The following is a 21,988-nucleotide window of genomic DNA, read 5'->3' as shown; positions in this document are numbered from 1 at the left end:
TTTCGCGGCCCGTTCCGGCGGCCGATCCCTTTCCTCTAGCCATCGCTTCAGCCTCCGGTCGTCGCCTCGAAACCAGGCGGCCCGGCCCCTTCCCTGGCGGGTGCCGTGCAACGTCCCTGTCGCCGCTCCTCCCTGAGCGCGTGGCAGACCGGGCCGCCCGGGGGTGTATCAGCAAGGCGCGTGCCAGCGTCCGGGGCCCGGGTTCGCCGTGCTTTCCGGGCCGGCCGCAGGGCGGCCGGTGTCGCGGACGCGCCCGCGGACACGCCGGGGTCAGGGCAGCGCGCGGAAGATCGCGTCGGCCACGGCATCGGCGTTGCCGGCGGCCGCGTCCACGATGATATCGGCGTACTGCTCGTAGAGCGGGCAGCGCTCCGCGTAGACATCCGCGTAGCTCTGCCCCGCGCCGCGGGCGATACCGCGCAGCGGGTTCGCGGCGACCCGCGCCTCGAGGGTGGCGAGATCCGCGGCGAGGTAGACCACGGGCCCCGCGGCGCGGAGCCGCTGCATGACGGCGTCGGAGTAGATCACGCTGCCGCCGGTCGAGACCACCGCATCGTCGAGGGGCACTTCGAGGAGCACCTCCTCTTCGATATGGCGGAAGCGGGGGTTGCCCACGCGGTCGACGATGTCCTGCAGGATCTCGCCCTCGCGCACCTGGATGGCGAGGTCCGTATCGGTGAAGGCGAGCCCCGTGCGCTTGGCGAGAATGACACCGACCGTGCTCTTGCCCGCGCCGGGCATGCCAATGAGGCTGATGGTCTGGTGGCGGCTGGTCATGGCGGGCCTCGTTCGCTGGGGCAGGGGGCATTATGCGATTCCCTGCCGCCACAGCAAGCGGCGCGCGCTCGCCGTGCCCGGAAGCAGCTTGCCTCGCGGCCGGGGCGCTGGGTAGAGTGTCGCGCCTGCCCGCCCGGAGAATGCCCATGAGCCTGCTGACCACTCCTCTCGACGCCCTGCACCGCGAACTCGGGGCCCGCATGGTGCCTTTCGCCGGCTACGAGATGCCCGTGCAGTATCCCGCCGGCATCCTCCGCGAGCACCAGCACACGCGTGAGCTGGCGGGGCTCTTTGACGTTTCGCACATGGGCCAGGTCGTCATCGAGGGCCCCGGCACGGCGGCCCTGCTCGAGCGGCTGGTACCGGCGGATGTCGCGGGGCTGCCGGCGCACAGCCAGAGCTACGCACTGCTCACCAATGACGCGGGCGGTGTGCGCGACGACCTCATCATTACCCGCTGGGGCGAGGAGCGCTTTTTCCTGGTCGTGAACGCGGCCTGCAAGGCCGAGGACATCGCCTACCTCGAGGCCAGCCTTGACGGACAGTCCCTGGCCGTACTGGAGGACCGGGCCCTGCTCGCGCTGCAGGGGCCGGCCGCGCGCGCGGTGCTGACGGAGCTCGCCCCGGAGCTCGCCGGGCTGCCTTTCCTGCGCGGCAGCGAAGCGGTCATCGACGGCGTCGACTGCTACGTCACCTGCTCCGGCTATACCGGGGAGGACGGCTTCGAGCTGTCGCTGCCCGCCGCCGGCGCCGAGGCGGTCGCCCGCCGCCTGCTCGCGGTGCCGAGCGTGGCGCCGGCGGGCCTGGGGGCACGGGACTCGTTGCGCCTGGAGGCGGGGCTCTGCCTGTACGGCCACGAACTCGATGCCGGGACCAACGTGGTCGACGCCGGCCTGTACTGGTCCGTGGGCAAGGCCCGCCGCCCGGGCGGCGAGCGCGAGGGTGGCTTCCCCGGCGCCGATGCCATCTTCAGCCGCAAGGCTGCCGGCCCCGAGCGGCGCCGCGTCGGTCTGCGGGTGGAGGGCAAGCGCCCCGTGCGCGACGGGCAACCGCTGTTCGCCGAGTCCGGCGAGGAGGTGGGCGTCATCACCTCGGCCTGCTACGGGCCGAGCGCCGGCGGCCCCATCGCCATGGCCTACGTACTTGCCGCCTTCAGCGAAGTCGATACGCCGCTGCAGGCCGAGGCCCGCGGCAAGCGCCTGCCGGTGGCGGTGGCGCGGATGCCGTTCGTGCCGCAGCGCTACTACCGCGGCTGACTCCCCGCAGAATGCCGCGGTAGCTGCAGAAACAGGGTGCTCAGAAGCTGTGCGGGTTTTGAGCGAGGAACTCGCCGGCGCTCAGTTGGCCCAGTCGCGCTCGGCGCGGAACTGCCTGGAGAGATACTCCATCTGGTCCGCGAGGATCCGCTCCTTGGCGAGGAAGTGCCACTCGTAGGAGTTCGGCCGGAAGGGCACCGCCAGCAACGGCATGCCCGCCTCCTCCGGTGTCTGGTTGTCCTTCTGCCAGTTGCAGCGCCGGCAGGCGGCGACCACGTTTTCCCAGCGGTCCGAGCCGCCGCGGGAAACGGGCAGCACGTGGTCGCGGGTCAGCTCGCCGCGGGTGAACTGGTTGCCGCAGTAGAGGCAGCGGTGATCGTCCCGGCGGAACAGGGTGCGGTTGCACAGCGGCGGGGTGAAGCCCTGGATCACGCGCCCGTCGAGGGCGACGATCGGCTGCACTTGGATAAAGGAACGCTCACCGCTCAGGCGCTGGATGCCGCCAAAGACCGGCGGCAGCAGGTCGCCGATGCCGTAGACCACCGCGCCACGGGCGTAAGCGGTAATCGCCTCGTGAAGGCTCATCCACCCACGGGGCTGCCCCGCGAGGTCCAGCTTCAGTATCGCTTGCACTTCGGCACCGCTCGCATAGGCCGCGATCCAGGGAAGTTCGATTAACGCTACTGCAATTGCCGCAGTGAGACAATCCCTCGTCAGGGCTGCGCAAGCCACTGAGCGCTGCTGAGGGGTGCGTCGTCTGCGAACACCGTACCCTCGAAGGTCGCGCCGGGGTCGATGGGCCCTACGCCGGCCGGCGTGCCGGTCATGACGATATCCCCGTCCTCGAGCGTGAATACCCGGGACAGTTCTTCCAGGATGAAGGCGGGCTTGTAAATCATGAGCCCCACGCTGCCGGTCTGCCGTTCCTCGCCGTCGACGGTGAGGCGCAGGGAAAGGCTGGTGAGCGAAAGGTCCAGGGCTGCAAAGGGGCTGAACAGCGCCGCGCCGTCGAAGGCCTTGGCCCGCTCCCAGGGCAGGCCCCTGCTCTTCAGCTCACTCTGCAGCGCCCGCCGCGTGAGGTCCAGACCGAAGGCCGCCGCGGTGTAGCGGCCGCCTTCCACGAGCAGGGCGATCTCGCCCTCGTAGTGCAGCGTCTCGCCTTCCCGCGTTGCCTGCAGCCGGTCGCCGATCGCCGAGTTCGGCTTGGCAAAAACGACCATCTGGTCCGGTATCTCGTTCCCGAGTTCCTCGATGTGGCGAACGTAGTTGCGCCCGACGCAGAGGATCTTGGACGGGATGACGGCGCGGCCGTCAACGTCGATGCTGTTCATGGCTACCTCCTGCCGGCGACGGCTGTTGGCGCGGCACCGCGGGGTGTCAGTCCCGGGCGGCCCAGACCAGGGCGATGAGCTTGCTGCCCGGGTCCAGGGGCGGCTCCTCGTCCTGGGTGAATACGCGCAGCTTCTGGCCCTCGCCCAGCGAGAACAGCGGGATGAGCCGGTTGCCCGTGGTCTCCTTCCAGTTATCCACGTCGAACGTCTCGGTGAGATTGATCACCTTCAGCTCCGCGCCCTGGGCGAGCAGGCTGGCGAACTTCTCGTAGGAGAGATCCTCGCTGAACATGCGCGGGACCTGGTAGTCCTCCGGCAGGCGCTCGCGCTCGCTGGCGTCCCGGTCCTCCGCGTTGCGCAGGCTGAAGACGCGGTTCGGCCCGAACTCGCCGCGATACTTCATGCAGGCCAGCGTGTTCCAGCGCGAGCGGCGGGACATGGCAAAGAGCCGGCCGATGCCGACGAGTTCCAGGTACTGGTCGGCATGCGAGGAGATCGGGTCGCCGTAGTAGGTCTCGAGGCCCGCCATGCGCGCCGCGCGCACTTCCTCGTAGGAGGTGTCGGCGAGCTTGACCCGGAAGCCCTGGCGGCGGAGCACGTCGCCGACGGCACGGGCCACCGGGTTGGCGCCGACGATAAGCATGCCGTTCGGTTCTTCCTCGGCAAGGCCCAGCGCGCGGGTCACGGGGCGCGCCGTGATGCTCTGCAGGACGACCGTGGCGATGATCACGAGGAAGGTGTAGGGCACGAGCTGCACCGCATCGCTGTAACCGACGTCGGCAAGCCGCAGCGCGAAGAGACTGGAGACCGCGGCGGCGACAATGCCCCGGGGCGCGACCCACGACAGGAGCGCCCGCTGCTGCCAGCTGTAGCCGGCGCCGATGGTGCAGGCCCAGACCATCACCGGGCGGGCCAGGAGCACGACCAGCAGCACCGTGACCCCGCCCCAGCCCGTGGCGAGGATGTCGAGCGGGTCTACCCGGGCACCGAGGACGACGAACAGCACCGAGATGACGAGGATCGACAGGCTCTCCTTGAAGCTCAGGATCTCGCTGACGCCGACGTCCTTCATGTTGCCCAGCAGGACGCCCATCACGGTCACCGCGAGCAGGCCGGACTCGTGGGCCGCGAAATCGCTGGTGGCGAAGACCAGCACCACCCAGGCCAGGGTGACGACGTTGGCGAGGTACTCGGGTACCCAGCGCTTGCGCAGGACGAAGCCGAGGCCGAAGGCGCCGGCGAGGCCGACGACCAGCCCCACCGCGATGCTCTTGCCGAAGACCACCCAGCCCTCGCTTCCCGGCACCAGGTACTGGAAGACGAGCACGGCGAGCAGGGCGCCGACCGGGTCGATGAGGATGCCCTCCCAGCGCAGCACCTGGCTGACATCGGCGCGGGCGCGCATGGTTCGCAGCAGCGGGTTGATGACCGTCGGCCCGGTCACCACCATCAGGGCGGCGAAGAGCAGCGCCAGGTGGGGCGCGAAGCCCGCGAAGGCGACGCAGCCACCGGCGATCAGCAGCCAGTTGAGCAGTGCGCCCCAGCTCACCAGGTTGGTGACTGTGCGGCCGTGCCCGCGCAGGTCGCGGAAGCGCAGCGTCAGGCCGCCCTCGAACAGCACCAGGGCGACGCCCAGGGAGATGAAAGGAAACAGCAGGTCGCCGAACTGCTCGTCCGGGCGCAGCACCCCGGTAACGGGACCGGCGACGATGCCGAGCACCAGGAGGGCGAGGATCGACGGCGTCTTCAGCCGCCAGGAAAGCCACTGCGCTCCCACGCCGAGCACCAGCACGGCGGCGAGGATGTACAGCAGGTGGTTTTCCATGGGCGTCCCCCGGTCAGCGGGCCGCCCGCGGGGCGGCGTCAGTTGTCGTCGCTACAGTACAGCGTGTAGAGGACGCTGACGACCTCCGCGACCTTGCCGTCGCTGATGCGGTAGTAGACGGTCTGCGCTTGGCGGCGGGCGACGACCACGCCGCGATGGCGCATGCGGGCGAGGTGCTGGGACAGGGGGGACTGGTTGATGCCGAGGCGCCGGGCGAGCTCGCCCACCGAGGCCTCGCCACTGTTCAGCTCGCACAGCACCATCAGTCGGTCCCGGTGGCCGAGAAGCTTCAGCAGCTCGGTGACCTCCGAGGCAGCGGCGCGCATCCTGTCGGGGTCCATCGGTTTGTCTCAGGCGTCCGTGCCCGGAACGTAGCCCCACCCGCCGCAATACGCAAGGGCTCGCTCACGCATCGGCCAGCGTGGGCTGGCGGGCCAGGATGGCCGCCCGCAGCGCGGCGGGTATGGGCGTGGAGCGCCGGCTCTCCCGGTCGACGAAGACCTGGTGGATGTGCCCGCGGGCCAGGGCGGTGCCGCAGGCATCGTTGTACAGGGCGAAGTCGAGCTGTGCGCTCGAGTTGCCGAGACGGCTGTAGCCGACCTCCGCCCGCACCGTGTCCTCGATGCGGCACTCGTCGAGGTAGTCGATGTTGATGTTCACCGTGAACACGAGACAGGGCGTCCCCGCCGGGTCGCTCCAGTCGAAGCCGAGCGATGACATGTAGGTGCCGGCGGCCTCGTCCGCGAAGACGAGGTAGTTGGCGAAATACAGGTGCCCCTGGGCATCCGTGTCCCGGTAGCGGACCTTGAAGTACTCGCAGTGTGCCGGTGTCTGTGCCGTAGCGCTCATGCCGTCCTCCCTCCTGTTGAAGGGGAGTCTCGGCCGTCTCCCGTGCGCTGTCCAGCGCCCCGCTAGCTCGCGGCAGCGTTCTCGCGCGCCGCGAGGCGCCGGCGCAGGTCGCTGTGCTCGGCCTCGTCGATGGGGAAGCGGGCCATCATGGCGACGGCGATCAGCTTGAGGGCGATGCTCGGCGCACCGTAGAGCACCGCCAGCAGGCGCACGGCCTGGTCGCTGTTGCCACCCTGGGCCGAAAAGCCGACCAGGTCCAGCAGCGGGAAGATCGTGCCCACGGCCAGGGCGAAGGCGAGCTTCGAGGCGGTGCCCCAGAGCGCAAAGAAGAGCCCGGGGCGTCGCTGGCCGTTCTCCCACTCGTCCCACTCGATGAGGTCGCCATTGATGGCGCTGGGCAGCGAGAGGTCGGCGCCGATCATCAGCCCCGTGCCCGCCACGATCGCGATGTACCACACCGTGTCCCCGGCGCCGAGGAAGGGTGCGCCGGCGAAGAACAGGCACGAGCCCACGACTGCCACGCACCAGGCCTGGTGCTTGCCGATGCGCCGGGCGACGGCCACCCAGACCGGAATGGAGACGGCGCTGGCCGCGAAGTAAAGGAACAGGATCGGTCCCGCGATGCCCGGGCGCTCGAGCACGTGGGTCACGTAGAGCAGGAACAGGGTCGCGGGCATTGCGTTGGCTGTACCGTTGACGAGGAACGCCAGCAGCAGGCGCCGGAACGGCGAGGGTTGGTGAAGAAGCGCCCAGGCGCCGCGCAGGCTGTTGCCGCCGCCGGTCACCGGCGAGCGGTCCGGTACCCGCCAGACCGCCCACGGCACGACGACGGCGAGGCCGATGGTCAGCAGCAGGGCGATGGCGCGCAGGGACGCCGCCAGCGTCTCGTTATCCGTATTGTCGATGAGCAGCAGGCCGCTCAGGGTGCCCAGCAGCCCGAAGAGGGTGCGCGCACCGGTGATCCGCGCCCGCTGGTGGTAATCGGCGGAGAGCTCGGCGCCCCAGGCGTTCATGGGCACCACGGCGAAGGTGCCGGCGATATAGATGGCGATGCCCCACCAGAACAGGTAGCCGTTGCCCACGCCGGGAGCGGGATTGAACAGGTACCAGGCGGCGATGGCGAGGAGCGGGGCGCTGGCGGCGACCCACACCCGGCGCCGGCCCAGGCGGGGCGGCGTGCGGTCGGAGAGAAAGCCCACCAGCGGGTCCGTCACCAGGTCCCAGAGCCGGGCGACGAGAAGAATGCCGCCCACGGCGCTGAGGCTGAGGCCCAGCACCTGGGCGTAGTAGGTGGGCACGATCACCTGCAGGGCGATGAAGCCCGCGGCCAGGGGAAAGGCGAGGGCGCCGTAGGCGGCGAGGAGCCCGAGCCCCGGCGCGGCAGCCCTCTCTGCCGGCGTGTCTGGCGAGCGTTCCTGAGTGCTTTGCTTTGATGTCATGCCCTTCCTACGCGCCGCGGCCGGAAAAGGACGCACGCCGGTCCGCGGAGTAAACTGTCGTCATCCCGTTGCGAGGAACGGCACCGTGACCGAGAGCGTCGCCAAGGCTTCGGCCCCCACCAGCGCCTTCGTGGCCGCGGATTTTGCCGTGCCGGCAGGGCTCGAGACCCCGCGCTGGCGCCTGCGCATGCTCACGGTGGACGATGTCGACCTCGACTACGACGCGGTGGTCAGCAGCGAGGCGCACCTGCTCGCGCGCTTCGGTCCCGGCTGGCCCACGGGACTCACCCGCCGCCAGAATCTCGTCGACCTCGGCTGGCACGAGAAGGAGTTCCAGCGCCGCAGCTCCTTCGCCTACACGCTGGTGGCGCCCGACGAAAGCCGGGTGCTCGGCTGTGTCTACATCGAACCGACGGCACTGCCCGGGCACGATGCCGTCGTGCGCTACTGGGTGCGTTCGAGCGAGCTGGAAACCGGTCTCGAGGGCGAGCTCGGCGGTGCTCTTCGCGACTGGCTCGCCGGCCGCTGGCCCTTCCGCAACCCCCGTTTCGTCAGCTGAGGCCCGCCATGACCCGCAGCCTGCGCACGCTCGTTCTCGCTTTCGCGGTCCTCGCGATCCTCGGCGGTGCCGCCTACCGCTGGGCGCTTGCCAACCCGGGTAACCTCGGCCCGCGCGAACTCGCGGAAAGCGCCGCCCGGGGCTACCTGTTCGGCTACCCGCTGGTGCTCATGGACGAGTCCGCGCGCAGCGGCGGCACCGACGTGCCGGGCTCGGCCGTGAACGCCCTGCGCCACGTGCGTGAGTTTCCCGGCGCCGGTTTCCGGGCCGTGGTGCGTCCCAACCTCGACACGCTCTATTCCATCGCCTGGCTGGACCTGGCTTCGGGCCCGCTCCTGCTGACGCTGCCGCCGATCCCCGACCGCTTCTACCAGTTCCCGGTCCTCGACGGCTGGAGCAACGTGGTGGCTTCTCCGGGCTCGCGGACCCTGGAAGGCCGGCCGGGTCGTTTCCTCATTGCCGGTCCCGGCTGGGCGGGCGAGGTCCCGGAGGGCGCCGAGCTCGTCGCCGTTCCGACGCGCATTGCCTGGCTCCTCGGCCGCATTCACGCGCGGGGAGAAGCGGACTTTCCGGTGGTTCACGCGTTGCAGGACCGGGTCCGGCTGGCGCCCACGGGCGGCGCCGCGGCAGGGCCCTGGCCCGCGGCGGCTGCCGCGCCGGATGTCGCCGGTGGTCTGCCGCCGGACCGTGTCGCAGCGCTGCCGGCGCTGGCGTTCTTCCAGCGCCTGGCCGCGCTCCTCGCCGACAACCCGGCGGCGCCGGCGGACCGGGAGGCGCTGGCCTCGCTCGCCCGCCTCGGCGTCGAGCCCGGTGCCGGGCCCGATCGGGATGCCTACGGCTGGCTGGCCCGGCGCCTGCTCGAGCGGGGCGTCGAGGAGGTACGCACGCGCCTGGCGGCCGCCGTCGCGGATGCGGCCGGGGGGCCGACCGGCTGGCGCCTCGTGGTCGATGGTATGGGGCGCTACGGCACCGACTACCGGCTGCGCGCAGGCGTCGCCCTGATCGGTTTCGGCGCCAACCTGCCCGAGGATGCCGTCTACCCGACCACCGACCGTGACGACAACGGCGACCCGCTGAGCGGCGGCCGCGCCTACCGCTTGCGCTTCCCGCCGGGGAACCTGCCGCCGGCGCGGGCCTTCTGGTCGCTCACGGTTTATGACGGCGAGGGCTACCTGCTGCCAGGCGTCGGCGGGCGGCATCGCCTGGGCAGCTCCGATGCGCTGCTCCGCGATGCGGACGGCGGCCTCACGCTGTTGCTGCAGCCCGAGGCGCCGGCCGGCGACGCGCTGGCGAACTGGCTGCCGCTGCCGCCGGCCGGCCCGGTGCAGCTGACGCTGCGCCTGTACGAGCCCGGCGGCGAGGTGCTCGCCGGTCGCTGGCAGCCGCCGGCGGTGCAGCCCGCAGGCGGTTGATCAGGGCGCGCGGTAGACCAGCTCACCGTCGACCAGGGTCATGACCACGTCGGTCTCGTGGATCGCATAGGGGTCGAGGTCGAAGAGGTTCCGGTTCAGTACCACCAGGTCTGCCTGCTTGCCGGGCTCGATGGAGCCGATCTCGTCCTCCAGGCGCAGCTGCCACGCCGCATCCAGCGTGTAGCCGCGGATCGCCCGGGTCAGGGCGATGCGCTCGTCCTCGGGGGGCTGGACCGGGTAGTCCGCGTCGCCGGCGGGCTGGCGGGTGAGCGCCATCTCAATGTTGTACAGCGGGTCCAGGCCGTTGAGGCCGATCCAGCTCGCCGGGTAGTCGCTGCCGAGGGTCACCTTCGCCCCGCCTTCGGCGATGGAGCGCAGCGGATACAGGTGCCCCAGCCGCTCCTCGCCCAGGTAGGCCAGCGCGATCTCGTCGTAGGCGTACCAGGTGGGCGTCGACTGGACCACAACGCCCAGCTCGCCGAAGCGCGGCACGTCCGCCGGGTTGACGACCTGCGCGTGGCAGATCGTGAAGCGGCTGGTGGTCTGCGGGTGGGCCGCCCGGGCGGTTGCCACCATGTCGAGGGCCATGCGCACGGCGCCGTCGCCGATGGCGTGCATGTGGATGTCGATGCCCCGCGCCGCCGCCTCCGAGGCCACCGCGCTGGTCGGCCCGATGGGAATGAGCGGCTCGGCGCGGTGCCCCGGCGGCTGCAGGTAGGGCTCCAGGGTGTAGGCGGTCTGGGCTTCCACCGTGCCGTCGAGGGACAGCTTGAGCACGCGCACGTCGAAGAACTCGCCGTTAAAGCGCGCCTGCAGGGCGGCGAGGTCGTCGATGGCCGTGGGCAGCTGCCGCGGGCTGTTGACGTAGTGGGAGCCGACGATGCGCAGGGGAATCCGGTCCTCGGCGGCGAGGCCGCCCATGAAGTCGAAGAGGCGGCCGCCGCCCTCGATCATGCCCGCGTCGAAGGCCGCGGTGATCCCCATGGCCGACAGGGTCGGCAGGAACTGCTCGGCCGCCCGGGCGAGCGCATCGCCGGAGGCGACGCCCAGGGCATCGCTCACCCAGCCGAAGGCCTCGCCCTCGATAAGCCAGCCCGTGGGGCGCCCGTCGGGGTAGCGCTTGTAGTAGTGCGCGCCGGGGATCGGGTCCTCGCTGTCGGCATCGAGGCCGACCTTTTCCATGGCCGCGGTGTTGATCCAGGCCGAGTGACCGCCCTCGTCGATGATGATCGCCGGCCGGTCCGCCACGGCCCGGTCCAGGTCCTCGGCCGTCGGTCCCTGTGGACCGAAGGCGGCACCGAGGAAGCCGAAGCCCAGCACCGGGTCCAGCTCCGGGTTGGCCTCGGCGTGGGCGCGGATGGTCTCGATCAGCTCCGCCGGCGCCATGTCCGGCGACAGGCCGACGGCCTCGAGGTAGGGCAGCGTGCTGCCGATGTGCATGTGGCTGTCGATGAAGCCGGGCAGCACCAGCTGGCCGCCGAGTTCCAGGGTGTCCGTGCCGGGCCCGGTGAACGCGGCGACGCCGGCGTTGTCGCCGACATACAGGATGCGGTCGCCGCGGATCGCCACCGCTTCGGCCCAGGGGGCATCGCTGTTCAGCGTGTAGACCTTGCCGCCGCGCAGTACGCGGTCGGCGACCTCCAGGGCAGCCGCCTGCGCGCCGGCCAGGGTGAGCGCTGTGGCGATGATCGCTGCGCGGGTTGCGGGTCCGATCGCGGCCCCCTGGAAAAAGCTGTTATCAGCTGCCTGCATGCCGTCGTTCCCCCGCGCCTCCGCCCGTGTGTTCTGCCCCGGAGTATAGCCTGCACCCGGCACCGGGCCGATGGCGCCTACCCCCTAATGGGTAGCTCCGGGGCGCTGCTTCTGCTTGCCGGCCCCCGGGCTTTTGCGTAGCCTCAAGCGAAATACCGACGGGCGATCGCTTGCACTCCTGGACACGGGCGAAGTCAAAGACTGGACGCCGCAGGACGCGGCGAACAGCCCCAGCGACAGATCGGTAGCAAGGCACCCGCAAGCTAACGTCGAGTTCAGCGCGACGCGCACCGGTCCGGCCGGCGTGGTCCGCTCCGGGCTCGCTAACAAGAGAGGGTAGCCATGAGCAAGCGTCACCGTTCCATCCCGTCAAGCGCGCGCAGGGGCCTGAGCCTCGCCGTCTCCGCAGCACTGTTTTCCGGCGCCAGCAGCGCGCAGCAGCTGGAGGAAGTGATCGTCACCGCCACCAAGCGGGCCGAGTCCGTCATGGACGTGCCACTCGCGGTACAGGCCCTGTCCGGCGACTTCCTGCGCACCGTCAACACGGACGATATCAAGGACCTTGTCAGTTTTACCCCCGGGGTTACAGGGAACTCGAAGGACAGCTTCCTCGACAGCATCGCCGTTCGAGGTATCTCTACCAACGACTTCGGTAACGGCGGCGATCCTTCCTTCGGTGTCTACAAGAACGGTTTCTACCAGGGCCGCAACGGAGCGGCGGTCACCAGCATCTTCGATCTCGAGCGTTCCGAAATCCTGCGTGGGCCGCAGGGTTTTCTCTTCGGACGCAACTCCATCGCCGGCGCTCTCAATGTCATTACCCGCAAGCCCGTGCGTGGCGACAGCGACAGCTACGTGGACCTGCGCGGCGGGGAGCGTGGTATTTTCCGCGCCGAGGGTGGCACCAACTTCAACCTAGGCGATGCGTTCGCCGTGCGGGTCGCCGGTCTGCACTCGCGCGAGGACGGCTATGTCGACAACTTGTTTACCGGCAACGATCACATCGAACACGAAAAGACGGCTTTCCGGGTGACCGGCGTCTACGATACCGGCGGCGCTCTGGAGGCGACGCTTTACCTCGAGTACGAGGATCGAGAGCAGTCGGGCACGGTGTACCGTGCTACCGGAGACGGCCCCGCCTACGCTTTTCTCGAGAGTATCTACGGCGAAATCCCTGTTCCCGAGGATCCTCGGGACATTCGCATCGACGAGCCCCGCAACGGGCTCATCGACAACGGCGAGATTTTCCAGGTCGGCCTCGAGGTGAACTTCGATCTCGGCTGGGCGACCTTGACCTCGCTGACCGGCTACAAAGACCACGACTACCACTACACCGAGGACTTCGACGCCACGGCGCTCACGATCTTCAATTACGAGCAGGAGCAGGAGGGGGAGTACTTTGAGCAGGAGCTCCGCCTGACCTCGGACACGGATGGACCGCTCAGCTGGTATGCGGGTGTTTCCTATTACCGCGAGGACATCGACAGTGAGTTCCTCGGTCAGCAGGACGAGGACGTCTACTGTAACGTCTACTTCGGCGACAACTGCCAGGGCCTGTTCGACTACTATAATACCTACGGGCTTAGCGATTACCTCCTCTACTACTTCGGTACCAGTACCTGGACCCCGAGCGCGAACGACGGCCTGATCGACGACTGGAACCGCACCCGCGGCAAGTTTCAGGGCTGGGCCGCCTACGTCGACCTGCAGTTCCGCTTCAGCGAGCAGCTCGATGCCAGCTTCGGCGTGCGCTACAACGACGACGAGAAGGAATTGTCGCAGGAAGTCCTGGCGGACAGGAACCAGAGCCTGATTGGCCAGGTGGTGCAGACCGGTTTCACGACCCCCGAGGGGCCGATTTCCGACACGCAGAGCTGGAGCGAGCCCACCTGGCGCGCCGTGGTCAACTGGCGTCCCACGGATGGGCAGTTGCTCTACGCGAGCGTGACCACGGGCTACAAGCAGGGGGGGTTCGATACCTTCCAGGTTACCCCCGGCGGCCCCTTCGGCAGCCTGGAGGCGGTGCCGGGCCAGCACCGGCCCGCTTCCTTCGACTCGGAGACGGTCATTTCCTACGAGGTGGGCTATAAGGGCACGCACTTCGATGGCGCCAGCCAGGTGCAGCTCAATGCGTTCGTCTATGAGTACGAGGATCTTCAAGCAACCTGCAGCGAGCCGGGCTCGCCACTCGTGGCCGTTTGCAACACCGGTACCGTCGACGGACAAGGTGTCGAGGGCGTATGGAACTACGCGTTTGCCCAGAACTGGAGCTTCGGAGTCGGCTTTTCCTGGTTCGACAGCGAAGGCAAGGGGATTCAGGACTTCTGTGCCGATGGCGAGCAGGTGCTGGGCGATCGCAATGCCTGTGAAGGTTCGCCCCTGCCCGGGATCCCGGAATGGACCGCCTATGCCACCCTCGACGGCACGATTCCCCTGGGCAGCGGGGAGCTTTTCGGCAACCTGACCGGTTCCTGGGAAGACGATGCCCCCTCGGACTGGGTGCCTTTTACCCCGGAAACCATCGCCGCGGGCGCCACCATGGGCGGCAGTTTCACCGAGGTGCAGGCCCTCGCCGGCTACCGCGCGCCTGCGGGGTGGGCGCTGGCCCTGTACGTCGAGAACCTCCTCGACGACGAGTACTTCGATGCCGAGGGAGGGGTGACCGGCATGTCACCCTACGTCCAGTCGAATATCAGCCCCAGTCGGCCGCGCACCGCCGGTTTGCGTTTCACCTGGAACCTGTAGCGCCGGAGCTGTCGCGATGACGCGACGCCTGTCGATCACCCGCCGGGATTTCCTCGGCGGGGTCGCCCTCGGTACGGCCGCCGGCACGCTGGCGCCGGGCGAGCTGCTTGCCGGCACGGAGCCGGTTTCCTATCCACCCGCCCTGACCGGCCTGCGCGGGAGCCACCCGGGCGCGTTCGACGTCGCCCACGCCGTGGCCTGGGCGGGGCGGGAATATCCCCGCCCGGCGGCGCCGGACGAGGCGCCCTACGACCTGGTGGTGGTCGGTGGCGGCATCTCCGGCCTCGCCGCGGCTTTCTACTGGCGCCAGGCCAGGGGGCCGGACGCCCGTATCCTCATCCTCGACAACCACGATGACTTCGGCGGTCACGCCCGGCGCAACGAGTTCACCGTCGACGGCGAGCTCCTCGTGGGCTACGGCGGCAGCCAGTCCATCGATACGCCGCGCAGGTACTCGCCGGAGGCCGGCAAGGTGCTGCGCGACGTGGGTATCGTCACGGACCGCTTCTACGAGTATTTCGACCAGGCGTTCTCGGAACGCATGGGCCTGGAGGCCGGCACCTGGTTCAGCGCCGAGGCCTATGGGCGCGATGTCACGGCGCCGGGGCTCGACCTCTGGCGCAGCCCTGAGAAAAAGCTCGACCCCGCGCAGATCGCCGCGTATCCCATCGACGATGCGTCCCGCGAGGCGCTCCTCGACCTGCTGGGGAGCCGGCGCAATTACCTCGCCAACCTGGCGCCGAAGGCGCGCGTGCCCTGGCTGAAGCGCACCAGCTACCGGGACTTCCTGCTCGGGACCGTCGGCGTTCCCGAGGCCGTGTACCTGCTGTTCCGCGACCAGATGCGCGGCTGGTGGGGCGTGGGCTGGGATGCGGTGTCCGCGGCCCAGGCCGCGGATCTCGGCATGCCCGGGACGCGCTACCTGGACCTGCCGGAGCCCCCGTCGGATGCGCCGGAGCGCGACGAGCCCTACATCTTCCACTTTCCCGACGGCAACGCAGGCGTCGCCCGTTCCCTGGTGCGCGCGCTCATTCCCGGGGCCATCCCGGGCAGCACCATGGAGGACCTGGTCCTCGCGCGCGCCGACTACGGCGCGCTCGACCGCCGGGGGCAGGCCTGCCGCCTGCGCCTGTCGAGCACGGCCGTGGACGTGCGCCACCTGCCCGACGAGTCTGCCGTGGATGTCTGCTACGTGCACAACGGCCAGGTGCGCAAGGCGCGGGGCCGCCACGCGGTGCTGGCCTGCTACAACGCGATGGTGCCCTACCTCTGCCCCGAGCTGCCGGCGGCGCAGCGCGAGGCAATCGAGTATTCCGAGAAGGTACCGCTGGTCTACGTGAGCATGGCCGTGCGCAACTGGCGGCCCCTTGCCGAGCTGGGCATGCACAGCATCAGCGTGCCCCAGCCGGACCTCATGCACTCCTTCGGCCTCGATTTTCCCGTCAGCATGGGTGGGGTCGAATTTGCCCGGGACCCGGATCAGCCCACGGTGCTGCACGGCAGCTACATCCCCACTGCGCCGGACCTGGGCCTCTCCGCCGTCGAGCAGCACCGGGCCGGGCGCCGGGCCATCTACGAGCTCTCCTTCGACGGTTTCGAGCGTCGCATCACCCGCCAGCTCGACGGCGCGCTGGGTGTGGCCGGTTTCGACGTGGAGCGGGACCTCGCCGGGCTGACGGTGAACCGCTGGCCCCACGGCTATGCCTACGAGTACAACGAACTCTTCGATCCTGCGGACTGGGGCCGCGACAAGGGCCCGCATCGGCTCGGCGCACGGCAGCTCGGCCGCATCTCCATCGCCAACTCCGACGCCTCGGCCTGGGCCTTCGTGGACGGCGCCATTGACGCGGCCTGGCGCGCCACGCGCGAGCAGCTGGGCTAGCCGGGGGCGGCCGTGGAGGCGACCGACTGGGGTGCGCTCTGCCTGTTGCCGACGGGCCTGGTCTTCGTCCTCGCCCTGTGGACCCACCGGCCCATCGAATCCCTGCTCTCCGGTTCGCTGCTCGGCCTGATGATGCTCCATGGCCCGGGCTTCGTGACGGCCATGGCCGAGACCTCCGTCGCGGTCCTGACGGACCCCGATGTCGCCTGGGTGATCCTGGTCTGCGGTCTCATGGGCGGCCTGATCGGCCTGCTCCTGCGCACCGGGTCCACCGCGGCTTTCACGGCCTATCTCACCCGGCGCGCGGGTACACAGCGACGGGCGCTGTTCATCACCTGGCTGCTCGGCATCGCCATGTTCGTGGACGACTACCTCAACTCCCTCGCCGTCGGCGCGGCAATGCGCGACATCACGGACCGCTTCCGCGTCTCCCGGGAGAAGCTTGCCTACATCGTCGATTCCACGGCGGCGCCGATCAGCGTGATCATTCCCTACTCCACCTGGGGCGCCTTTTTCGCCGGCCTGATCGTTGCCAACGACCTGGCCGCGGACGGCGAGGGGCTGGCGGCCTATATCGCCGCCATCCCCTACATGTTCTATGCCTGGGCGGCGGTGCTGGTGGTGCCGCTGGTCATCATGGGCTGGCTGCCGTCCCTCGGCCCCATGCGCGCGGCCGAGCGCCGCGCGGTCGAGGAAGGCGAAATGGTGCCGCCGGAAGCCGCGCACATCGAGGCGGCGAACCGCTCCATCGAGCCGAAGGCCGGCGTCAGGCCGAGGATGTGGCTGTTCGTGGCGCCGATGGTCGGCCTGGTCGCCGCCACCATGCTGGCAGACAACGATTTCCTCGTCGGGATCTACATTGCGCTCGGCCTCACGGTGATCACCGTGCTGGTCATGCGTCTGCTCGACCTGCACGAGACCTTCGACACGGTCATCGACGGCTTCAAGATCATGATCGAGCCGCTGGCCGTGCTGGTGGCCGCCTTCATCCTCAAGGAGGTGAACGACGATCTCGGCCTGCCCGCCTACGTGGTCGCCAGCCTCGAGCCGCTGCTCTCGGCGCAGTCGCTGCCGGTGGTGATCTTCATCGGCATGGGGCTGGTCTCCTTCATGACCGGCTCCAACTGGGGCGTTTTCGTCATCGTGCTGCCCATCGTGGCCAGCCTCGGCCAGAGCCTCGGTGCCGACATGACGCTGCTCATCGGCGCCACGCTCTCGGCCAGTACCTTCGGCAGCCACGCCTGCTTCTACTCGGACGCGACGGTGCTGACGGCGCAGGCAACGGGCTGCACCCCGCTGCAGCATGCGCTGACCCAGCTGCCCTACGCGCTCGTGGCCGCGGCCATCGCCGCGGCCGGTTACCTGGCCATCGGCTATCTTTAGCACGGTACGCCGGCTTCAATCACTGACCCGAACCCAGGAGGTTCCCATGCTTCGCACCAAGTCCCTGGTCGCCACCGGCATCCTCGCCGCCGCGCTGCCCCTTGCCGCCCTGCCCGTTGCCGCCGAGGAGGCCACCCACCCGGCAGAAATGAGCCGGGAAGACCTCGCGGGTGGACTCTTCGACAGCCCCGAGACGCTGGTATCGGAGAACGGCTCGGTCCTCGACATCACGTCGCTGAAATCGAGCGACGGCAAGTTCGCCTCCGGCATGTACCGCGCCGGCCCCTCGCGCTGGGAAATCGACGAGCCCTACGGGGTCGACGAGTTCATGTACTTCCTCGAGGGCGGCGTCACGCTGACCTCCAGTGACGGCACGGTCATGGAGATCGAGGCGGGCGAGGCGGTGACCATTCCGAAGGAGTGGACCGGCGTCTGGGAGACCGACGGCTACACCAAGATCTGGGTGATCTACTCCGCCGACGGTTCCGGCCTGTAGCGCCCGTCGCCATGCCGGTCGCAACGCGACCCATGACGCGCTAGGGTAGGGAGCCTGATCGTTTCGGGAAGCTCCGGGAGAGGCTGATGATCGAGTTCACCATCAACGGCGAGGCGCACAGCGTCGAGGGCGACGGCACGCTGCCGCTGCTCTGGTACCTGCGTGACGTCGCCACGCTGACCGGCACCAAGTACGGCTGCGGCGCCGGGCTCTGCGGCGCCTGTACCGTACACCTCGACGGCGAGGCCGTGCGCAGCTGCGTCACCTCCGTCGCCGCCGCCGAGGGCAAGGCCGTCACCACCATCGAGGGCCTCGCCGAGAACGCGGACCACCCGGTACAGCAGGCCTGGGCGAAGCACCAAGTGCCCCAGTGCGGCTACTGCCAGCCCGGGCAGATCATGCAGGCGGCGGCGCTGCTGGCGAAGAACCCGTCGCCGGACACGGACGCGATCGACGAGGCCATGGCCGGCAACATCTGCCGCTGCGGCACCTACCCGCGCATCAAGGCCGCCCTCCTCGATCTCGCGGAGCCCGCGTCATGACCGATTACTTCGATCTTTCCCGCCGGCGCTTCCTGCGCACGACGGCGGTCGCCGGCGCCGCCGTGTTCGCCGTCCCGCTCCTCGGCCGCCGGGCCGTGCCCGGCGCCATCGCCTCGGAGGCGGCCGCCGCGGACAGCGAAGCGCGCCTCTTCGTCGCCCTCCAGCCCGACGGCACCGTGGAAATCACCTGCCACCGCTCCGAGATGGGTCAGCACGCCCGCACGGCGGTGGCGCAGATCGTCGCCGACGAGCTCGAGGCCGACTGGGACCGCATCACCATCGCCCAGGCCCTCGGCGACAAGCGCTACGGCGACCAGAACACGGACGGCTCGCGCAGCATCCGCTTCAACCTCGAGCGGCTGCGCCTGGTCGGCGCCACCGTGCGCCGGATGCTCCGGGACGCTGCGGCCGAGCGCTGGGGCGTGGAACCCGGCAGCTGCCGGGCGGAGCAGCACCGCGTCTACCACGATGCCAGCGGAAGAAGCCTGGACTACGGCGAGCTGGTCGAGGCCGTTGCCGGCCGGGAACCGCCGACGGACGTCACGCCCAAGGACCGCAAGGACTGGCGCTACATCGGCAAGGGCAAGGCGATCGTCGACATGCAGGACATCGTCAGCGGCCGCGCGACCTTTGCCGCCGACGTGCGCCTCCCCGGCACCCTGGTGGCCATGATCGCCCGGCCCCCCGTCGTGCTTGCCGACGTGGCTTCCGTCGACGACAGTGCCGCGCGCGAGGTGCCCGGCGTGGTGGACGTGATCCGCATGCCCTCGCTCACGGAGAACCCCGTGGATTTCAACCCGCTGGGCGGCGTGGCGGTGCTCGCCGAGCACACCTGGGCCGCGCAGCTGGGCCGCGACAAGCTCGACATCAGCTGGACCGATTCGCCGAACGCAAGCTATGACTCGGCCAGCTTCCGCGGCCGCCTCGAGACCGCCTGCCGGGAATCCGGGGACGTGCACCGCAGCAAGGGCGACGTGGAGGCCGCGCTGGCCGAGGCCGGCGACGAGCGGCGGCACAGCGCCGAATACTACGTGCCGCACCTGGCCCAGGCGCCCATGGAGCCGCCCTCGGCCACGGCCCGCTTCGAAGACGGTGTCATGGAAGTCTGGGCGGCGACCCAGAATCCGCAGGCTGACCAGTCCCTGATCGCCGGCCTCCTCGACCTGCCGCCGGAGAAAGTGAAGGTGCACGTCACGCTCCTCGGCGGCGCCTTCGGCCGCAAGTCCAAGCCCGATTTTTCCGCGGAGGCTGCCTGGCTCGCCTACAAGAGCGGCCGCCCGGTGCGCGTGCAGTGGCAGCGCGAGGACGACATCCGCCACGGCTTCTTCCACACGGTGAGCGCGCAGCGCCTGGAGGCGGCGCTGGACGACGGCGGCCGGCTCACGGCCCTGCGTCACCGCTCGACCTTCCCGACCATCAACGCCACCTTCGAGGCCGGCGCCGAGGTGCCGGGCTTCGAGACGGATCTGGGGCTCTCCGACGCGCCGCTGGCCATTCCGCACATCCAGGCCGAGACGGGCCGCGCGCCGGCGCAGGTGCGCACGGGCTGGATGCGCTCCGTGGCCAACATCTACCACGTGTTCGCGCTGCAGTCCTTCCTGGCGGAGATGGCCCACAAGGCCGGCCGCGACCACCGCGACTTCCTCCTCGAGGCCATCGGCCCGGACCGCGTCATCGACTTCGAGGCCGAGGGCTCGAAGTTCGACAATTACGGCGCCGACTTCGACGAGTACCCCTTCGACACCGGCCGCCTGAAGCACGTGCTGCGCCGCGCCACCGACATGGCGGGCTGGGGTCGCGAACTGCCGGCCCGGTCCGGCCTGGGCCTGGCGGTGCATCGCAGCTTCCTCACCTACGTCGCGACCGTGGTCGAGGTCGCCGTCGCCGAGGACGGCAGCCTGCGCATCCCGGGCACCTGGGTCGCCGTGGATGCCGGCACGGTGGTCAACCGCGACTCGGTGCGCAACCAGATGGAGGGAGCGTCGGTGTTCAGCCTGAGCTACGCGCTGCACTCGGCGATCACCGTCAAGGACGGCGCCGTGGAACAGGGCAACTTCGATGACTACCCGGTGGCGCGCATGCCGGAGGCGCCGGCGTCCATCAGCGTGGAGGTGGTCGACTCCGACGCGCCGCCCGCCGGCGTCGGCGAGCCGGGCACGCCGCCCTTCGCGCCGGCGCTGTGCAATGCGATCTTTGCAGCGACCGGCAAGCGCATCCGCGAACTGCCCATCGGCGAGCAGCTCCGCGCCTGACGGTTCAGGCCGCCGCCGGTCCCCGGTGGCGCAGCTGCACCAGTTCCGCCATGATCGCCACGGCGATCTCCAGCGGTGTCTTGCTGCCGATGGGCAGACCCACGGGGGCATGCAGCCGCGCCAGCGCGGTCTCCGGCACACCCAGTGCAAGCAGGCGCTCACGGCGCGCCTCGGTGGTGCGCCGCGAGCCCAGCGCGCCCACGTACCACGCCTCGCTTTCCAGGGCCTCCATGAGCGCCATGTCGTCGATGCGCGGGTCGTGGGTGAGGGTGATCACCAGCGAGTGCCGGTCGGCGGCGTGCTCCCGGGCGATGTCGTCGGGCATGCCCTGCAGCAGCGGGACCGCGGGTCCGCTCCACTGGTCCAGGGCGCTCTGCCGCGGGTCCGTGACCAGCACTTCGTAGTCCATGGCCAGCGCCAGCTCGGCGAGACTGGCGGCCAGTTCGCCGGCGCCGACCAGGAGCAGGCGCTGCCGGGGTCCGAAGACCTGGCGGAAGATGCCCTCGCCCAGCTGTGGCAGCGCCGCTGTGTCATCGTCAGCGAGGGTCGTCTCGCCGCTCGCCAGGGCCACGCTGCGACAGAGGCAGCGACGTTCCCGGATGGCCGCGCCCAGGGCCGCGAGCCAGGACCGGTCCCCGGGCCCGAGGCGTTGCAGCAGCAGGATGAGCCGGCCGCCGCAGGGCAGGCCGAGGCGGGCGTTTTCCTCGGCGCTCACGCCGTACTCCACCTGCGCCGCGCGGTGGCCGGCGAACTCGCCGTCCGCGAGGCGTTCGAGGAGGTCCTCCTCCACGCAGCCGCCGGAGACGGAACCGGCGCGGGTGCCGTCGTCGGCGCAGGCGAGGAGCGAACCCACGGGCCGCGGCGAGGAGCCGCTGGCGGCGATGATCGTCACCAGCCAGGCGCCGTGCGCGCTATGCTCGTGGGCGAAGTCGAGGACCTGCTGATCCCGGTGTTCCATCCATGCTCTCTGCCGGCGGGGCAGTGACCGCCCCGGGGCCCTCGATTATAGTCGCGCCCATGGTGACCTCTCGACCCTCGATCACGCTGCGCCCCGCGCACCCCGCCGACCTGCCCGGCCTGCTGGCCATCGAGGCAGAGAGCTTCACGGGCGACCGGCTCAGCCGCCGCGCCCTGCGCCGCTGGCTTCGCGTGCCCCATGCCTGCTGCCTCGTGGCGGAAAGCGCCGGCGCGGTCGTTGCCTACGGTCTGGCCAGCCTGCACCGGGCCGGGCGGGTAGCGCGCGTCTATTCGCTGGCTGTGTCGCCCGGGGCGCGCGGCAGCGGACTGGGCGGCCGGCTGCTGGCGGCGCTGGAAAGCGCAGCCCGCGAACGCGGCTACACGGTGGCACGCCTCGAGGTGGCCGTGACCAACGGGCCGGCACGGGCGCTCTACCGCGCCGCGGGCTACGGCGAGCGCGAGCGGCTGCCGGGTTACTACGAAGGCGGCGGGGACGGGTTGCGGCTCGAGAAGTGCCTGGACAGCTGAAGG

At 70.0% G+C, this 21,988-nt stretch carries 19 protein-coding genes; 10 read left to right on the top strand and 9 right to left on the bottom strand.

The window, feature by feature from the left end:
- Window positions 1-270 precede the first annotated feature (270 nt).
- Window positions 271-777, bottom strand: a complete 507-nt coding sequence (locus RKE50_RS01745; protein ID WP_350033888.1) for a shikimate kinase — start codon at window positions 775-777, stop codon at window positions 271-273.
- Between the two features lie 146 nt (window positions 778-923).
- Between RKE50_RS01745 and gcvT the strand changes: the two genes are divergently transcribed.
- Entirely contained in the window at window positions 924-2,033 is a 1,110-nt protein-coding gene (gcvT, locus tag RKE50_RS01740) for a glycine cleavage system aminomethyltransferase GcvT (RefSeq protein ID WP_350033886.1), read from the top strand.
- Window positions 2,034-2,114: 81 nt separating this feature from the next.
- Here the strand turns inward: gcvT and RKE50_RS01735 are convergent, their stop codons facing one another.
- The 6 genes from RKE50_RS01735 to RKE50_RS01710 all read right to left on the bottom strand — a co-directional run bounded on the left by RKE50_RS01735 (window position 2,115) and on the right by RKE50_RS01710 (window position 7,477).
- Complete coding sequence (locus tag RKE50_RS01735; protein WP_350033885.1) at window positions 2,115-2,666, bottom strand: HNH endonuclease; 552 nt, start codon at window positions 2,664-2,666, stop codon at window positions 2,115-2,117.
- A gap of 80 nt (window positions 2,667-2,746) precedes the next feature.
- Complete coding sequence (locus tag RKE50_RS01730; protein ID WP_350033884.1) at window positions 2,747-3,364, bottom strand: fumarylacetoacetate hydrolase family protein; 618 nt, start codon at window positions 3,362-3,364, stop codon at window positions 2,747-2,749.
- 46 nt (window positions 3,365-3,410) lie between these two features.
- On the bottom strand, window positions 3,411-5,189 hold the full coding sequence (locus RKE50_RS01725; RefSeq protein WP_350033882.1) for a cation:proton antiporter: 1,779 nt from the start codon (window positions 5,187-5,189) through the stop codon (window positions 3,411-3,413).
- Window positions 5,190-5,227: 38 nt separating this feature from the next.
- Window positions 5,228-5,530 carry an ArsR/SmtB family transcription factor gene (locus tag RKE50_RS01720; protein ID WP_350033880.1) on the bottom strand — a complete coding sequence of 101 codons (303 nt, stop codon included), beginning with the start codon at window positions 5,528-5,530 and terminating at the stop codon, window positions 5,228-5,230.
- 64 nt (window positions 5,531-5,594) lie between these two features.
- Window positions 5,595-6,038 carry an acyl-CoA thioesterase gene (locus RKE50_RS01715; protein WP_350033878.1) on the bottom strand — a complete coding sequence of 148 codons (444 nt, stop codon included), beginning with the start codon at window positions 6,036-6,038 and terminating at the stop codon, window positions 5,595-5,597.
- A 62-nt stretch (window positions 6,039-6,100) separates the two neighbouring features.
- Window positions 6,101-7,477, bottom strand: a complete 1,377-nt coding sequence (locus RKE50_RS01710; protein WP_350033876.1) for an MFS transporter — start codon at window positions 7,475-7,477, stop codon at window positions 6,101-6,103.
- Between the two features lie 85 nt (window positions 7,478-7,562).
- Between RKE50_RS01710 and RKE50_RS01705 the strand changes: the two genes are divergently transcribed.
- Together RKE50_RS01705 and RKE50_RS01700 are read left to right on the top strand one after the other, a co-directional pair.
- Window positions 7,563-8,036, top strand: a complete 474-nt coding sequence (locus tag RKE50_RS01705; protein ID WP_350033874.1) for a GNAT family N-acetyltransferase — start codon at window positions 7,563-7,565, stop codon at window positions 8,034-8,036.
- Between the two features lie 8 nt (window positions 8,037-8,044).
- The gene (locus RKE50_RS01700) at window positions 8,045-9,448 is read left to right on the top strand and encodes a DUF1254 domain-containing protein (RefSeq protein ID WP_350033872.1); all 1,404 of its coding nucleotides are present in this window, start codon (window positions 8,045-8,047) and stop codon (window positions 9,446-9,448) included.
- On the opposite strand, the gene RKE50_RS01695 is transcribed toward RKE50_RS01700, so the two are convergent.
- Window positions 9,449-11,200, bottom strand: a complete 1,752-nt coding sequence (locus RKE50_RS01695) for an amidohydrolase (RefSeq protein ID WP_350033871.1) — start codon at window positions 11,198-11,200, stop codon at window positions 9,449-9,451.
- A 342-nt stretch (window positions 11,201-11,542) separates the two neighbouring features.
- Here RKE50_RS01695 and RKE50_RS01690 point away from each other — a divergent pair, with 342 nt between their 5' ends.
- The 6 genes from RKE50_RS01690 (at window position 11,543) to RKE50_RS01665 (ending at window position 20,500) form a co-directional block, all read left to right on the top strand.
- On the top strand, window positions 11,543-13,945 hold the full coding sequence (locus RKE50_RS01690) for a TonB-dependent receptor (RefSeq protein ID WP_350033870.1): 2,403 nt from the start codon (window positions 11,543-11,545) through the stop codon (window positions 13,943-13,945).
- A 16-nt stretch (window positions 13,946-13,961) separates the two neighbouring features.
- Window positions 13,962-15,827 (top strand): NAD(P)-binding protein, encoded by a 1,866-nt coding sequence (locus RKE50_RS01685; protein ID WP_350033868.1) that lies wholly within the window; start codon window positions 13,962-13,964, stop codon window positions 15,825-15,827.
- A gap of 12 nt (window positions 15,828-15,839) precedes the next feature.
- Window positions 15,840-17,210, top strand: a complete 1,371-nt coding sequence (locus RKE50_RS01680) for a Na+/H+ antiporter NhaC family protein (protein ID WP_350033867.1) — start codon at window positions 15,840-15,842, stop codon at window positions 17,208-17,210.
- 46 nt (window positions 17,211-17,256) lie between these two features.
- A complete protein-coding gene (locus RKE50_RS01675; RefSeq protein WP_350033866.1) occupies window positions 17,257-17,706 on the top strand; it encodes a cupin domain-containing protein in 450 nt (149 codons plus the stop codon).
- An 86-nt stretch (window positions 17,707-17,792) separates the two neighbouring features.
- Window positions 17,793-18,248, top strand: coding sequence for a (2Fe-2S)-binding protein (locus RKE50_RS01670; protein ID WP_350033864.1), 456 nt, complete (start codon window positions 17,793-17,795; stop codon window positions 18,246-18,248).
- Window positions 18,245-20,500: a xanthine dehydrogenase family protein molybdopterin-binding subunit gene (locus RKE50_RS01665; protein ID WP_350033863.1), complete on the top strand. Its 2,256-nt coding sequence runs from the start codon at window positions 18,245-18,247 to the stop codon at window positions 20,498-20,500. Before RKE50_RS01670 ends, RKE50_RS01665 begins: the two co-directional genes overlap by 4 nt.
- A 4-nt stretch (window positions 20,501-20,504) precedes the next feature.
- Here the strand turns inward: RKE50_RS01665 and RKE50_RS01660 are convergent, their stop codons facing one another.
- Complete coding sequence (locus tag RKE50_RS01660) at window positions 20,505-21,458, bottom strand: XdhC family protein (protein WP_350033862.1); 954 nt, start codon at window positions 21,456-21,458, stop codon at window positions 20,505-20,507.
- Between the two features lie 59 nt (window positions 21,459-21,517).
- Between RKE50_RS01660 and RKE50_RS01655 the strand changes: the two genes are divergently transcribed.
- Complete coding sequence (locus RKE50_RS01655) at window positions 21,518-21,985, top strand: GNAT family N-acetyltransferase (protein WP_350033861.1); 468 nt, start codon at window positions 21,518-21,520, stop codon at window positions 21,983-21,985.
- Window positions 21,986-21,988 lie beyond the last annotated feature (3 nt).

Source organism: Pseudohaliea sp. (assembly GCF_040217025.1).
Classification (GTDB): domain Bacteria; phylum Pseudomonadota; class Gammaproteobacteria; order Pseudomonadales; family Halieaceae; genus Pseudohaliea.
The sequence above is the reverse complement of the archived record's forward strand: the minus strand, read 5'-3'. Positions and strand labels throughout refer to the sequence as shown.

Coding starts and splice junctions, on each gene's coding strand:
- RKE50_RS01655 (WP_350033861.1), top strand. CDS start 21,518: ATGGTGACCTCTCGACCCTCGATCACGCTGCGCCCCGCGCACCCCGCC.
- RKE50_RS01710 (WP_350033876.1), bottom strand. CDS start 7,477: ATGACATCAAAGCAAAGCACTCAGGAACGCTCGCCAGACACGCCGGCA.
- RKE50_RS01720 (WP_350033880.1), bottom strand. CDS start 5,530: ATGGACCCCGACAGGATGCGCGCCGCTGCCTCGGAGGTCACCGAGCTG.
- RKE50_RS01715 (WP_350033878.1), bottom strand. CDS start 6,038: ATGAGCGCTACGGCACAGACACCGGCACACTGCGAGTACTTCAAGGTC.
- RKE50_RS01730 (WP_350033884.1), bottom strand. CDS start 3,364: ATGAACAGCATCGACGTTGACGGCCGCGCCGTCATCCCGTCCAAGATC.
- gcvT (WP_350033886.1), top strand. CDS start 924: ATGAGCCTGCTGACCACTCCTCTCGACGCCCTGCACCGCGAACTCGGG.
- RKE50_RS01690 (WP_350033870.1), top strand. CDS start 11,543: ATGAGCAAGCGTCACCGTTCCATCCCGTCAAGCGCGCGCAGGGGCCTG.
- RKE50_RS01670 (WP_350033864.1), top strand. CDS start 17,793: ATGATCGAGTTCACCATCAACGGCGAGGCGCACAGCGTCGAGGGCGAC.
- RKE50_RS01675 (WP_350033866.1), top strand. CDS start 17,257: ATGCTTCGCACCAAGTCCCTGGTCGCCACCGGCATCCTCGCCGCCGCG.
- RKE50_RS01695 (WP_350033871.1), bottom strand. CDS start 11,200: ATGCAGGCAGCTGATAACAGCTTTTTCCAGGGGGCCGCGATCGGACCC.
- RKE50_RS01660 (WP_350033862.1), bottom strand. CDS start 21,458: ATGGAACACCGGGATCAGCAGGTCCTCGACTTCGCCCACGAGCATAGC.
- RKE50_RS01745 (WP_350033888.1), bottom strand. CDS start 777: ATGACCAGCCGCCACCAGACCATCAGCCTCATTGGCATGCCCGGCGCG.
- RKE50_RS01665 (WP_350033863.1), top strand. CDS start 18,245: ATGACCGATTACTTCGATCTTTCCCGCCGGCGCTTCCTGCGCACGACG.
- RKE50_RS01685 (WP_350033868.1), top strand. CDS start 13,962: ATGACGCGACGCCTGTCGATCACCCGCCGGGATTTCCTCGGCGGGGTC.
- RKE50_RS01700 (WP_350033872.1), top strand. CDS start 8,045: ATGACCCGCAGCCTGCGCACGCTCGTTCTCGCTTTCGCGGTCCTCGCG.
- RKE50_RS01725 (WP_350033882.1), bottom strand. CDS start 5,189: ATGGAAAACCACCTGCTGTACATCCTCGCCGCCGTGCTGGTGCTCGGC.